Annotated in this window: 11 protein-coding genes and 1 tRNA gene; 2 read left to right on the top strand and 10 right to left on the bottom strand. The window is 59.1% G+C overall.

Translation table 11 applies throughout. The features are described from left to right. The first annotated feature begins 54 nt into the window (after positions 1-54). On the top strand, positions 55-1,527 hold the full coding sequence (locus PSDT_RS03930; RefSeq protein ID WP_006289251.1) for a type 1 periplasmic-binding domain-containing protein: 1,473 nt from the start codon (positions 55-57) through the stop codon (positions 1,525-1,527). 35 nt (positions 1,528-1,562) lie between these two features. Here the strand turns inward: PSDT_RS03930 and PSDT_RS03925 are convergent, their stop codons facing one another. Both PSDT_RS03925 and PSDT_RS03920 read right to left on the bottom strand, forming a co-directional pair. Beyond that, the gene (locus tag PSDT_RS03925) at positions 1,563-3,443 is read right to left on the bottom strand and encodes an AMP-dependent synthetase/ligase (RefSeq protein ID WP_006289252.1); all 1,881 of its coding nucleotides are present in this window, start codon (positions 3,441-3,443) and stop codon (positions 1,563-1,565) included. A gap of 58 nt (positions 3,444-3,501) precedes the next feature. Beyond that, positions 3,502-4,149: a M23 family metallopeptidase gene (locus PSDT_RS03920; RefSeq protein WP_006289253.1), complete on the bottom strand. Its 648-nt coding sequence runs from the start codon at positions 4,147-4,149 to the stop codon at positions 3,502-3,504. Between the two features lie 148 nt (positions 4,150-4,297). Between PSDT_RS03920 and PSDT_RS03915 the strand changes: the two genes are divergently transcribed. Beyond that, a tRNA-Asn gene (locus tag PSDT_RS03915) sits at positions 4,298-4,370 on the top strand. A 329-nt stretch (positions 4,371-4,699) separates the two neighbouring features. Here the strand turns inward: PSDT_RS03915 and PSDT_RS03910 are convergent. The 8 genes from PSDT_RS03910 to pflA all read right to left on the bottom strand — a co-directional run bounded on the left by PSDT_RS03910 (position 4,700) and on the right by pflA (position 13,060). Next, positions 4,700-4,924, bottom strand: a complete 225-nt coding sequence (locus PSDT_RS03910) for a hypothetical protein (protein ID WP_006289254.1) — start codon at positions 4,922-4,924, stop codon at positions 4,700-4,702. Positions 4,925-5,025: 101 nt separating this feature from the next. Then, entirely contained in the window at positions 5,026-6,300 is a 1,275-nt protein-coding gene (clpX, locus tag PSDT_RS03905; protein ID WP_006290433.1) for an ATP-dependent Clp protease ATP-binding subunit ClpX, read from the bottom strand. Between the two features lie 143 nt (positions 6,301-6,443). Then, positions 6,444-7,115: an ATP-dependent Clp protease proteolytic subunit gene (locus PSDT_RS03900; RefSeq protein WP_006289256.1), complete on the bottom strand. Its 672-nt coding sequence runs from the start codon at positions 7,113-7,115 to the stop codon at positions 6,444-6,446. Next, complete coding sequence (locus tag PSDT_RS03895; protein WP_171821011.1) at positions 7,116-7,706, bottom strand: ATP-dependent Clp protease proteolytic subunit; 591 nt, start codon at positions 7,704-7,706, stop codon at positions 7,116-7,118. 132 nt (positions 7,707-7,838) lie between these two features. After that, positions 7,839-9,254 carry a chloride channel protein gene (locus PSDT_RS03890; protein ID WP_006289258.1) on the bottom strand — a complete coding sequence of 472 codons (1,416 nt, stop codon included), beginning with the start codon at positions 9,252-9,254 and terminating at the stop codon, positions 7,839-7,841. A 147-nt stretch (positions 9,255-9,401) separates the two neighbouring features. Then, complete coding sequence (gene tig / locus PSDT_RS03885) at positions 9,402-10,769, bottom strand: trigger factor (RefSeq protein WP_006290434.1); 1,368 nt, start codon at positions 10,767-10,769, stop codon at positions 9,402-9,404. A gap of 71 nt (positions 10,770-10,840) precedes the next feature. After that, positions 10,841-12,139, bottom strand: a complete 1,299-nt coding sequence (locus tag PSDT_RS03880) for an HRDC domain-containing protein (protein WP_006289260.1) — start codon at positions 12,137-12,139, stop codon at positions 10,841-10,843. 48 nt (positions 12,140-12,187) lie between these two features. After that, on the bottom strand, positions 12,188-13,060 hold the full coding sequence (gene pflA, locus PSDT_RS03875) for a pyruvate formate-lyase-activating protein (protein WP_006291614.1): 873 nt from the start codon (positions 13,058-13,060) through the stop codon (positions 12,188-12,190). Positions 13,061-13,129: the final 69 nt, after the last annotated feature.

Genomic DNA, 13,129 nt, shown 5'->3' with positions numbered 1-13,129 from the left:
AGACCGGATGACCTGTCCATTTCCTAAAATGGCAGGAAGACTTGAGGAGGGTCTATGCCACGTCAGTCATCACAGCGAAGAGCCGCTGACCGTTCCGGAGCGCTCAACCGGTCCTTATGGACTAAGTCCCTGTGGACCAGGTCCTTGTGCGCCTTCGGGGCCTTCATGCTCCTGATCGGTTCCGCCGCATGCGAGGCCCCGTCACCAGCCAAGACGACCACAGCCGAAATCGGCGTCTTCACCCCCTCCTCCCCCATCTCCGTGGAAGCGGTGACTTCCAATCGCCCTTTGAACAACTGGGATAATTTCACGACCGACTTGGACAAGGCCCTGAACCAGGAAAATGGGGGAAAGGACCGGAGAAAGGTCGAAGTCAGCACCCATCGATCCTCCAATCTGAAGGACCAGTCAGCCTCAGTGGACTCCTACCTGGCGAAGACCAAGGAGGCTCCGTCTTCCGCGGCCCGCAAGATCCTGATTCTGTCGCCGGCCTATCGGCCCGATCAGGTCGCCCAACAATTCAGCCCGATGGCCGCCCTGGCCCCGAGCGGGGTTTCTTCAGCCAAGACAACGGAAAACAGCCAGGAGGACAAGGAATCCGCCGCCGCTTTGACATCCAGCCTCCGTCAGGCCAGGAAGGACGGCTTCACCGTCCTCCTGCTGGGGGATTCCTCGGCCCTGCCCGGATTCAAGGCGGACCAGACCGTCACTCTCCTGACCGCCTATCAAATCGGCCGGGCCCAAGCCCGGGGCCTGGCTTCGAAACTGGCGTTGGCCAAAGCCAGCCGGACGAATCGGCAAAGCGTGGAGATCCTCCTGCCTCTTCTGGAAGACAACCGTTTCACCCGAGACCTTTTCTCCGGTATTTGGTCCGTCTTGGGGCCCTATTACCGGTCCGGGGCCATCTACAGCCCCTCCGGCCTCCTGACCGCCTCCAGCGGAGCGAAAGACTGGCGGACAGTGACGGTGAACGCGGGAAACAAGCAGACCATAGCCCAGGCTTTGAAGGACCGGCTGCGACCGGCTGCGGGCTCATCCGCCCATGTCCGGATCAACGGAGTCCTGGCCGCGAACGACCTCTTGTGTCAAGGGGCCATCGAAGGATTGAACGAGGCCGGATATACCGGGTCCAGCGCCGACATCAATCCTCAGATTTCGATCTCCGGGGTCATCACCAACTTGTCCGGAGGAACGACCGTCCGCCGCAAGCCGGTTCCCGATCCAGCCACCCGCGCGGACGAAAGGACCGAGGTTGCCGATTACCCCCACTGGCCTCTGATCGTCGGCTACGGCACTTACCCCCTGAACCTGCCTCACCTAGTAGACGGGAAACAATGGTCGACCGCCATGGTGGACCGCAAGGCCTTCATCGCCCGTCTGAGCGCCTATTGCCTCGGCTTGGCCCGGGGAACCGTCTCTCCCTCCTCCCGGCTCTTCTCCCCCACCTTGCTGACCATTTCCGCCTCCAATATCAAGACCGGCCTGGTCAACGCCGGTTATCTCAGCGCTTCCCAAGCCGGTCTTTAAGTTCCCTAAGCCGGTCTTTAGGCCAGACAGCCCACTCAGCCCCTCTTTGCCGTCTCTTTCCTAGGCTCCTTCTTGGGCATCTCCTTTTTGGCCTGCGGAGAGTAGATTACCTTGTCGATCAACTTCTGGTAATGCTGGGTGATGACGGCCCTCTTGATCTTCAGGCTGGCGGTCAGCATGCCGTTTTCGGAAGAGATCACGTCAGGGACGATTTCGAACTTGCGGATCGACTCAGCTCGGGAAACCAGGGCGTTGGCCTTATCGACCGCCCTTTTCACTTCGGCTCGGATGATGGGGTTCCTCACCGCTTCATCCAAGGAGGAAACGGACGCGGCGCCTTGGGCCTTCAGCCAATCGTTGGCGTCGGCCAAGTTGAGGGTGATGATGGCGGCGATGAACGGCTTGCGGTCGCCGACAAGGACGCACTGGTCGACCACAGGCGACCCCATGACCGAAGCTTCCAGGACTTCCGGCGAGACGTTCTTGCCACCGGCCGTGATGATCAGATCCTTCTTGCGACCGGTGATGGTGATGAAGCCGTCTTGATCGACATCGCCCAAATCTCCGGTATGGAGCCAGCCGTCGATGATCTGCTGCCTGGTCAGGTCGGGATTGTTGTGATAGCCCCTGCAGATGTTCCTACCCTTGAGGCAGAGCTCGCGTTCGGTCGTCACCCCGACGCTGATGCCTTCCAAAGGTAAGCCCACCGTGCCGATCTTATAGCCGCTGGTGGGGTTGACGCTGGAGGGGGCGCAGGTTTCGGTCATCCCGTAGCCTTCGAGGATGGGCAAGCCGATCCCGTTGAAGAAGTGGGTGATGTCAAGATCCAAAGGAGCGCCGCCCGAAACGGCGTATTGCACCCGTCCGCCGAAGACCTCCATGATCTGCTGATAGACGGCCTTGTTATAGAAGGCGTGCAGGAGCCGTTTGGGCAAAGGCAGATGGCGGCCTTCCTGCTGAGCCTGGGACCATTCCCTGGCTAGACGGACGGAGTTGCTGAAAACCTTCCCTTTAAAACCGCGGCCGGCCTTCTGGGAGGCGGCGTTATAAACCTTCTCGAAGATCCGGGGGACGGACAGGATGAAGGTGGGCTCGAAGTCGCGGAAATCGGTGATGATGGTCTTGAAGTTATGGGAGAGACCCAGGGTGATCGTGTTGCAGAAGCTGAAATACTGCATGAAACGAGCGAAAACGTGGGTCAGGGGCAGGAAGAGGAGAAGACGGGATCCTCCCGGTGCATGGCCGATTTCATACATGGCCTGGTCTCCGGAATGGGCGATGAAGACGAAGTTGGAATGGGTCAGTTCGATACCCTTCGGGGCTCCGGTCGATCCGGAGGTGTAGACGATCGTCGCCAAGTCCTGTCCATGGACTTCCTGCTCCGCCTCCCAGAAATCGTCTTCCGTCTTGTTCTTGCCGAATTCCTTGAGGACGGCGACCACCGATTCGCTCTTATCGGCCGTATCCATGAGGAAGGTCTCGCGCAGGGTGGGGCATTCATCGGCGATGGCGTTCACTTTGGCGAGTTGACTTTCATCCTCCGCCATCAGATAGGTGACCCGGGAATCATTGATGATCTGCTTGACTTGGGCGGCCGAATTGGTCTCGTAGATGGGCACGACGACGGCCCCGATGCTCATGATGGCGTTGTCCAAGCAGGTCCACTCCCACCGGGTATGGGCGAGGATGGCGATGGAGTCGCCCTTCTTCACCCCGCGGGCAAGAAGGCCACGAGCGACCATCATGGTCAGGTCCAGAAATTCCTGGGCGCTGAAATAGGACCATCCGCCCGATTCGTTCTTGTATCCGATCAGATCCCCTTCAGGGTCGCGTTCCGCCCGATCCTGAAGCAGGGAAAAGATATTATGATCGTCATCGATCGGCTTGCTAAGTGGTCGCCTATATTCTTTGAGCATGGCATTCCTTCGGGGTGAGCTCAGCTGCACATGTTCTCTCATGCAGCCATGCTCCCCATTATAGGCCCTTGTCTTCCTCAAGCATCTCTTTGAGGGTCACCATATGAGGATTGACCAGGCTTTGAGGGTCGAGATAGGCCTTTTTCCCGATCTTGACGCCCCATTGGAGACAGTAATCCCGGCAGTGGTCGCTGCGGCCGCCTACCTGACCTATGACCTGCCCCTGGCTGACCTTGTCCCCGACCTTGAAGCTGGTACGGGCCGGCTCGAAAGTGCTGGTCCTTCCTCCCTGATGTCTGATGGACACCACGTCCTTGCCACCGACCACTCCAGCGAAGGCGATCGTCCCGTCGGCCGGGGAAAGGATGGGGGTGCCAGGTCCGGCTGATAGGTCCAGCCCCCTATGCCCCGGCATCCAGTCTTGGGCCGGCGGACGGAATCCCTCGAGGACGGCAGACGCTTGATCTTGAGTCCCGCGCACCGGCCAAATATAGAGGCTGGAGCAGGTTTGGCTGGCGCAGGCGGTAGCCACCGTCCCCTTGGCTCCCAGGGAACCCATGATCAGGGCGCAGAGAGCGATCACCAGGAGGGCCAAAGCCAATGTGCCCTGGCGTTTCCTTGTTCTCCGGCCCAGTTTCTCCGCCTGGGTCTTCCGTAAATTTCTCAGTCGCCTATCCCGGTTGCGTCCGTATTCTTGAGTATCCATGATTTCAGTATGGATCGCCCAGGAGGGGATTCCAAGTACGCCAAGGGAATGTGGTCAAATGTGTGACACGCCGACTGTTATCAACTTGAACTTTTCTAGACACCCTCATATAATCTATGTCTTGTGCAGTGCAAACAGCACGGAACATTCCCGCATAGCTCAGTTGGCAGAGCGTCTGACTGTTAATCAGAATGTCGCTGGTTCAAGCCCAGCTGCGGGAGCTTCTAGCCGGTCATTGACCGGCTCTTTTCATATCTTCATATCTACGCCTGTATCTCCCATCACCTCGCCCCCTATTGGATTTTCCCATACAACCCCCCTCCAACCTATACCTGTCGAAGCGCAAAACCTGACCTGCGGAAAAACCGAACACACGGACGCGTAAAAAAGGGTAGGAAGGATTTGAGAAAAGCATGGAAGGATACGAAAAGGGACAGGACCTGAGGCCCTGTCCCCATATCACGATTCGTCGTACGCCTGTCATGCGTACTGATGACTGCATCTATACCCGGCGAAGGCTTTCCTTCCGCCACGATTCCGACGGAGATCGCTACTTCAGCTTCTCCGACAAATCATCGATGACCTTATCGGCCTGATCGGGAAGCACGTCCTTCGCCTTCTGGGCGATGCCGTCAACATCCACGTTCTTGAGAGCATCCTTCGCCTGGTCAGCCAGATGGCCGGCCTTCTCGGTCAATTCGCTCACATCTACTTTGCTTGCTGCATCCTTGACCGCATCAGCGACGCTCTCGAGTGGATTCTTCTCATCTGCCATGTGTCCCTCCTTTGGGTTCGGGTGAACGGTGGGATACCGCCCACGGTTGTCTCATTTTTACCCTCAGGTCAAGACAGATTCCGGGGCGAAAGGACACGGAATCATGCCATGAGTTCAGCGTGAACCGTCCCATCCTCCTGGAGGTCCACCCGGACTTGACTGACGTCCTCGCGATCGGGGACCTGGTACATGGCGTCTTCCAGAATCCTCTCCATGATTGAGCGTAGGCCGCGAGCCCCCGTCCCCCGGTCCAAAGACCGCTGGGCTATGGATTCCAAGGCCTGATCGGTGAAAACCAGTTCCACCCCATCCACGGCCAGGATCTTGGCGAATTGTTTGACCAGGGCGTTGGCCGGCTCGGTGAGGATGGAGACCAGGTCGTCCACGGTCAGGGAAGACATGGTCGCCAGGACGGGCATACGGCCTATGAATTCGGGCAGGAGACCGAATTCTGTCAGGTCATCCGGGGTGACCAAGGAGAGGATCTCATCGGAGCTTTTCTCCTGGCTGGACCAATCCGTCCCGAACCCGGTCTCCCTCTTGCCCAGCCGGTGCCTGATGATGTCTTCGAGGCCGACGAAGGCCCCGCCGCAGATGAAAAGGATGTCGGAGGTATTGATCTGGACCATCTCCTGCTCTTCGTGTTTGCGGCTGCCTTTGACGGGGACCGACGCGACCGTCCCTTCGATGATCTTCAGAAGGGCCTGCTGGACCCCTTCCCCGGACACGTCCCGGGTGATGGATGTGTTCTCCCCGCTCTTCCGGGCTATCTTATCGATCTCGTCGATGTAGATGATGCCTTGCTGCGCCCGGCTGATGTCCCCATCGGCGGCCTGGATGAGCCTTTGCAGGATGGTCTCCACGTCATCGCCCACATAGCCGGCTTCGGTCAGAGTGGTCGCGTCGACGATGGTGAAGGGGACGTCCATGATCCTAGCCAAAGTGGAAGCCAGATAGGTCTTGCCCGTCCCGGTGGGACCCAGAAGAAGGACGTTGGATTTGGAGATCTCCACCTCGTCCAAGTCGGAGCCTTGATGGGACCAGGACCTTTCTAAACGGTCGGCTGAGTCCTCCCATCGCAGGTTGATCCTCTTGTAGTGGTTGTAGACGGCGACGGACAAGGCCTTCTTCGCTTCGTCCTGACCGATGACGTATGAATCGAGAAAGCGCCGGATCCGGCTGGGTTTTTTCAGCTGGAGCTTATGGGCCTGGGCATCGGCCCGGCGTTCATCGGAGACGATGTCCACGCAGAGTTCGATGCATTCGTCGCAGATGGCCACCCCGGCCCCGGTGACGAGCTTGGCCACCTGGAGTTCCGTCTTGCCGCAGAAACTGCAGCGGGGGACGTCGTCATTGTAGTCGATCACTTGCCCCATGGCGCCTTCGCCATCCTTTCCGTGTCCATGCGTCCACTCTACTATGCCGCTCCGGGTTTCAGCCTTCCGCTGGTTTGAAGCCCTGAAACGGCAAAAGGGCCGAGGCGAAAGCACTCGACCCTGAAGAGGACCGGTCAGTCCCCTTATTTGCGATGTTCCAGGACGGCGTCGACCATGCCGTATTCCAAGGCCTGCTGGGCCGTGAGGATGGTGTCCGTCTCGATGTCCTTACGGATCCGGTCCACTTCCTGGCCGGTATGCTTGGCCAAGGTCTCCTCCAGCCATTCGCGCATACGCAGGAGTTCCTTGGCCTGGATCTCGATCTCGGTCGCCTTGCCGAAATCCTGGCCCATGGCCGGCTGATGGATGAGCACCCGGGCGTTCGGCAGCATGAGCCTCTTACCTTTGGTGCCGGCAGCCAGCAGGATGGCGGCGGCCGATGCGGCCTGACCCAGGCAGACGGTCTGCACGTCCGGTTTGATGTACTGCATGGTGTCATAGATGGCGGTCATGGCGGTCATGGACCCGCCGGGGGAATTGATGTACAGGACCACATCGCGGTCAGGGTCCTGGCTTTCCAAAACCAAAAGCTGGGCCATGATGTCGTCTGCGGAAGTATCATCCACCTGCACGCCCATGAAGATGATCCTGTCTTCGAAAAGCTTGCTGTAGGGATCGGACCGCTTGAAACCGAAAGAGGTCCGCTCTTCGAATTGAGGCATGACGTACCGAGCCTGGGGCATGCCAGGAGCCAAACCGGTCGGTCCGGCCAAACGCTGAGCCCGGGCGACGAATCGCGCTTCTTCGGATGCCATTTACTCCCCCTGTCCTTGAGTCGTCATCGATCCCGGAGTGGTCACGATCTTATCGACGAAGCCATAATCCAAAGCCTGCTGAGCAGTGAACCAATGGTCGTATTCGTTGTCCCGGTAGATCTCCTCCACCGTATGCCCGGTCTGTTCCGCGGTCAACTCGGACAAGGTTTTCTTCATGTCCATGATGAGCTCCGCGTTGATCCTCACATCCGTGGCGGTGCCGCCCACCCCGCCGGAAGGCTGGTGCATGAGCACCCGGGCGTGGGAGGTGATGAAACGCTTGCCTTTGGTCCCGGAAGACAGGAGGAACTGGCCCATGGAGGCGGCCATGCCCACGGCCACGGTGGCCACGTCCGGCTCGATCAACTGCATGGTGTCGTAAATGGCCATGCCTGCGGTGATGGATCCACCAGGCGAATTGATGTAAAGCCAAATATCCTTCTTGGGATCTTCGGCCGCCAGCATGAGCATCTGGGCGCAAATCACATTGGCGTTCTCATCCTTCACCTCGGACCCCAACCAAATGATGCGGTCTTTGAGAAGACGGCTGAAAATCGGGTCTCCGCCTCCCATGGGGGTCTCCCCTTCCATGCGGGGGGAAACGGGCAGATTATCTGTCACTATGTCTCCTTTAGCTATCAAACTATGCCTCTTAGATTACCGCCTCTAAACGACCGTCAGCCTTCTTTGAGCAGTAAGCATAAAAAATTGAGTCGGTATATATCAACTTTTGATTCCTGCTGGAAGGCTGGCCGCCTTGGACATCCCCTTCCCCCAAGGGCTTTGCTCCAGCCAGAAGGAAGTGAGGACCGACAGGCCGGCCGCCAAGCCAAGGGGAAGGACGAAAGAGATGCTGGCGTGGGTCAGTTCCAGCATGAAAGCCGTGGCCATCAAAGGGGCCTTCTGGGAGGTGGCCAGGAAGGCGGCCGAGGCCACATAGGCGCAGATCCCCACGCTCAGGCCCAGACTGGGAAAGGCGAGCGATATGAGCAGGGCCAGCATGGCCCCGAGGCAGGCACCGACCGCGACGGCCGGGGTCAGGACTCCTCCGGCCGCCCCCGCCCGGATGGTGAATCCGGCCAGCAAAGTCTTGGCGACGATCAGGACCATCAAGACCAACAGGACGATCCCGACCGCCTTCCCTGGGCGGAGGCTCCCGAGGCTCAAGTCCCCCAGACCCTTCAAGGCATCCAGGCCCGTGAATCCGGCCACTTGCCGACCGCCTGAAGCCTGGGCGAGCAGACTCAAGCCGTAAGCCATCTGTGCCTGGGAACGGCCATTCCCCATCACCTGGGGGAAGACGATGGCCACCAGACCGGTCATCAAGCCCATCAGAGGCAACATCCATAAGGTCTTCCTTGAGGTCTCCTGCCGACGGTTCGCCCATTGGGTGAACATACGGAAGAAAAAGGCGGCCAGACCGCAGAGGGGCCCGATCAGGCAGGAGAAAACCATCAGATGGATGCTGACTTTCAAAACCGGCAATCGATAGAAGACCTTGATCCCCTTGAGGAAGCCGGCGGTGAAGGTGGAAACCAGGGAGGTCCCCAAGGCCAAGCCGACCACGGGCAGTTCGATCCTGGACAGGAGGATCTCCAAGGCGAAGAAAGTCCCCGCCAAAGGCGCGTTGTAAACCCCGGCGAAGCCGGCGCCTGCGGCCACGGCGATGACCACAGGCATGTCTTTCTTGGACAGGCGGAGGGTGGAAGAGAGCTTCTGTCCGAACAAAGCGCCCAATTCGCGGGGCGCGGTCTCCCGGCCGACGGGAAGACCGGCCCCGACGATGACGATCTGCAGGATGATATGGGTCAGGCTGCGCAAGACAGGCATGGGCTTGCCGGTCACCGCCCCGGAAACGGACGGGATCGGCTTCTCCCTCTTCCTGATCAGATACCAGATGAGGGATGCGATGAAAGAGGCGAGGACGATGCTGACCAGCCTTCTCCGCCAAGGGGTGATGAAGGGGGTGGGATCGTCCAGGCTTTCGGCCCAACCCAGACAGACCTTCTGGACGAAGTCGAGGAGGTAAGTCAGGCCGGCCGAGCAGGCCCCGATGGCCACGCCAAGCCCGACGATGACCAGCAGGGCCAAGGGCCAGTTTCTGGCCGAGAAGAAGTCTTTCTCGTTTTCGCCTTCCATGCCTTATTCCTCCTTGACCTAGTCTCTTCAGCGGCGCGTCTCTTTTATGGAAATGAAGAAAGCCCGATTCCTCGGGCTTTCTGAGCGGCTCTAGAAGCCATGAAGCCTCAGAGACCAGGGTCTGAAATCTACTTTCAGGGTTTGAATTTACTCTTCGGACTTGGAGACTTCGTCCGCGACGGCGGCGGCCTGGGAAGCGGCGGCCACGCTGGCCTCCTCCTCTTCCTCATCACTGCCGAGGAATTGGCCCAGGTCCACGACCTTGCCGGCGGGATCCTTGAAGGTGACCTGACGCATGGCTTCGATCATGCCCTTGGAACGGGCCACTTCCTGGACTGCGGAGTTGAGTTGGCCGTTCTGGACGATGGAGGTGATGAAGTTGGTCGGATCCATGCCATACTGCTGGGCGATGGAAGCCAGGAAGTTGGTCACGTCGGCTTGGGTCACCTGAACATTGAGGGATTCAGCCACGGTGTCGAGGACGATCTGGTCGCGCAGCTCTTTCTCGGCGCTGTCCTTGGCTTCTTTCTCCTGCTCCTTGGTGGCCTTCTTGGGATCTTCCACGCCCATGGAACGCAGGTGCTCGGTCACGGTGCGCTCAAGCACGCCCTTGGGGATGGGGATCTCTTCGGCTTCTTCGATCTGGGCCATGAAGGCGTCGCGGGCCTCGGTGGCCTGACGGGCCTGAGCGTCCACTTCGGACTGCTTGCGAATGTCAGCCTTGAGCTCGTCCAGAGTGTCGAACTCGGACGCGTCCTTGGCGAACTCGTCGTCCAGCTCAGGCAACTGCTCTTCTTTGACGGAGTTGAGGGTCAGCTTGACCTCGGCCTTCTCGCCTTCGTGCTCGCCGCCTTCCAAGGTGCTGGAGAAGGTGGTGTCCTCGCCGGCGGACAGGCCATCCAAAGCCTCATCCAGTCCGGAAAGCATGGCGCCGGAACCGACTTCGTAGCTGATGCCTTCCTGGGAATCCACGCTCTTACCGTCGATCTGGGTATCCAGGTTGATGCTGGCGAAATCGCCCTTCTTGGCGGGACGGTCCACGGACACCAAGGTGCCGAAGCGCTGGCGGAGGTTGTTCAGGCGCTTGTCCACGTCTTCATCGGTCACCGCCTGCTCGGGGATGGAGACTTCCATTGCGTCGAACTTAGGCAGCTTCACTTCAGGGCGGACTTCAACCTCGGCGGTGAACTTCAGCTTCTTGTCATCCTCATGGGACTCGGGGACGTCCTTGACGTCGATCTTGGGCTGGTCCATGGGGCGGAGCTTGCGCTCTTCGATGGCCTTATTGTAGAAGTCGGGAACGGCGTCATTCACGGCCTCGCCGATAACGGCCCCGAAGCCGAAGCGCTGCTCGATCAGCTTTCCGGGCACATGCCCCTTGCGGAAACCAGGAATATTGACCTGGTTGGCGATTTCCTTGCGGGCCTTGTCCATGTAAGGCTCAAGCTCTTCCTGATCGACGGTAACGGTCAGAACCTTCTTGGTAGGTTCCACATTCCTCATGGTGATTTTCACGCTAGGCTCCAATTCATCAATTTCTCATACATCACTTTGCCTAAGACTGCAGGAGTCCGCAAAGACAACCTCTACATGATAACGCTACTCAACGACTCAGAAAGCAGGTCCGCCTGCCAGGCGCGAGCCCCCTGTTTGAGCAGATAAGCGTGGATTCCTGCCGGAGTCTTGTCCACATCGGTATGCCAGCAGAGGTTACGGACGATCTTGGGCTTGAGGATGATGTCCGTCGGGGTGGAGGTGTCCTCCGAAACCTGGGTGATGAATTTGCGGACGGATTGGAGGAGCTCATACCGGTCTGGGTGATGGATCCGCCAGTATTTCAGGGATTTCGGGGCGTTCTCCCCCGTCTCCGGATTCTCGTTCCTCCTCTTGGGGAGCTGATCGTAAGGAAGGGAGAGGGCCTGGAAGATGGCCTCCTTCCAGACTTGTGGCTTGACCTTCCTTTGGATGGGGGCGTAACGTTCGAACATCTTGTCCCGCTCATCCCCCTTATGGACCCGCACCCGCTGATTGAGAGAGCGGATCCGCCGGAACTCCTGGGAATTGTGGGGCTTGCGCTGGGCGGCTTCGATGATGGCCGAATCCTGCAGAAGCAGGTGGGGGGCGATGTCGTTGTCTTGGGCCAGCCGGTCCCGGACGGTCCACAGTGCCCGGGCGATGGCAAGGCCCCGCAGGTCCCGGTCGATGACGTTGATGTGGGAGATCCCCCTCCAAGGCTCTTCCTTCAAAGGTTTGGCCTGTTTCCCCTTGTTCAGGAGGTAGATGAAATCCTCCTGGGCCCAGTCCCATTTGCCCGCTTTCTTCAGGTCTTTCTTCATCAGGCCTTCCAGCTCGATGAGCACTTCCACGTCCAAGGCGGCGTAAATGCGCATGTCCCGGTCCAAAGGCCGGTAGGACCAGTCGGCGGCTGAATGCTCCTTGGCCAAAGTGAGGTCAAGATAACGTTCCGTGACGGCTGCCAGCCCGAAACGGACCTGTCCCAGGAGGCGGGCGGCCCTTTCGGTGTCGAAGAGACCGGCGGGCTTGAGCCCCAAGTCGAAATAGCCCGGCAGGTCCTGGGAGCTGTCATGCATGATCCAGACGGCGTCTCCGAAAGCCTCGTTCACGTCTTGCCAGTCCATCTCTTGCTCGGACAAGGCGACCGGGTCGATCAAGGCGATCCCGGCCCCTTCCCTTTTGAATTGGATGAGCCAATCCTGCTGGGAATAGCGGTAGCCGGAGGCACGTTCCGCGTCCACTGCTATGGGTCCTGAGGCGGAGGAAAAACGCTGGAGGAAGTCGTCGTACTCGGCTCTGGTATCGATCAGGTCAGGGACTCCCCCGGCTGGTTCCTTGAGAAGCCTCACATGCTTTTCTTGGTAAGTCATAACGAAACCAGCCTAACACGCCTCCGGTAGCGGGATGGACGGGACGAATCAGTAAACGACGAATCCGTGGTCTTCGAACTGCTTGATGACGCGGGCTTTCAGCTCCTTGCCCGGCCCCTTGGCGTCCTCCAAAGGGTAAGGGATGCGCAACTCATGCCACTTGGGCCGGCCCAGTTGATGGAAAGGTAGAACATCGATATGCTCCACCGCGTTCCCGAACTGTTCACAGATCCGGGCCACGTTCTCCACGTTTTCCACCGAGTCGGTGAGACCGGGGACCAAAACGAAGCGAATCCAAATCTTCGAGCCCAGCTTCGACAGCCTTTTGCCGAAGTCGATGGTCGGCTGCAAGGTCCCCCCCGTCACCTTGTGATAGGTCTCCTCATCGCCTGACTTCACATCCAGCAGGCAGAGGTCGATGTCTTCGATGTCCCGATCGCTGTAGTTCTTACCCAGGAAGCCGGAGGTATCCAGACAGGTATGGATCCCCATCTCCTTGGCCGCCCGGAAAACCCGGGTGACGAATTTCGGCTGCTGCATGGACTCACCACCGGAGAAGGTGATGCCACCATGGGTCAGTTGGAACAGGTCCTTGTAGCGGGCGACCTTGTCGATCATGGCCTCCAGGTAGACGGGCCGCCCATCCCTCATCTTCCAGGTGTCGGGGTTTTGACAGTATTGGCAGCGCAAGGGGCAGCCACTCATGAAGACGGTCATCCGGGTACCGGGCCCGTCGACCGATGTGTTGATGTCCCAAGAATGGACGAAACCGATATCCCCCGTTTTCAACGCCTGGAGCCTGTCCCGCCGGTCCATCCCGACCGGGGACTCGAACCCTGACAGGCCTCCCATGAGGATTTGGCTTTGGTAAGCCTTGGATTCCTTCAGCATGTGCGGCTGGGTGGTGCGGAAGTCTGACATCGTCGTCTCCTTAGGTCCGAGCCTCATCTGGATGGTTGCCATCTGGATGAGCGGAGCTCGTTACGGTTT

This window comes from Parascardovia denticolens DSM 10105 = JCM 12538 (genome assembly GCF_001042675.1).
GTDB classification, from domain to species: domain Bacteria; phylum Actinomycetota; class Actinomycetes; order Actinomycetales; family Bifidobacteriaceae; genus Scardovia; species Scardovia denticolens.
Note: the sequence above shows the minus strand (reverse complement) of the source record. Positions and strands in the feature narration are given on the sequence as shown.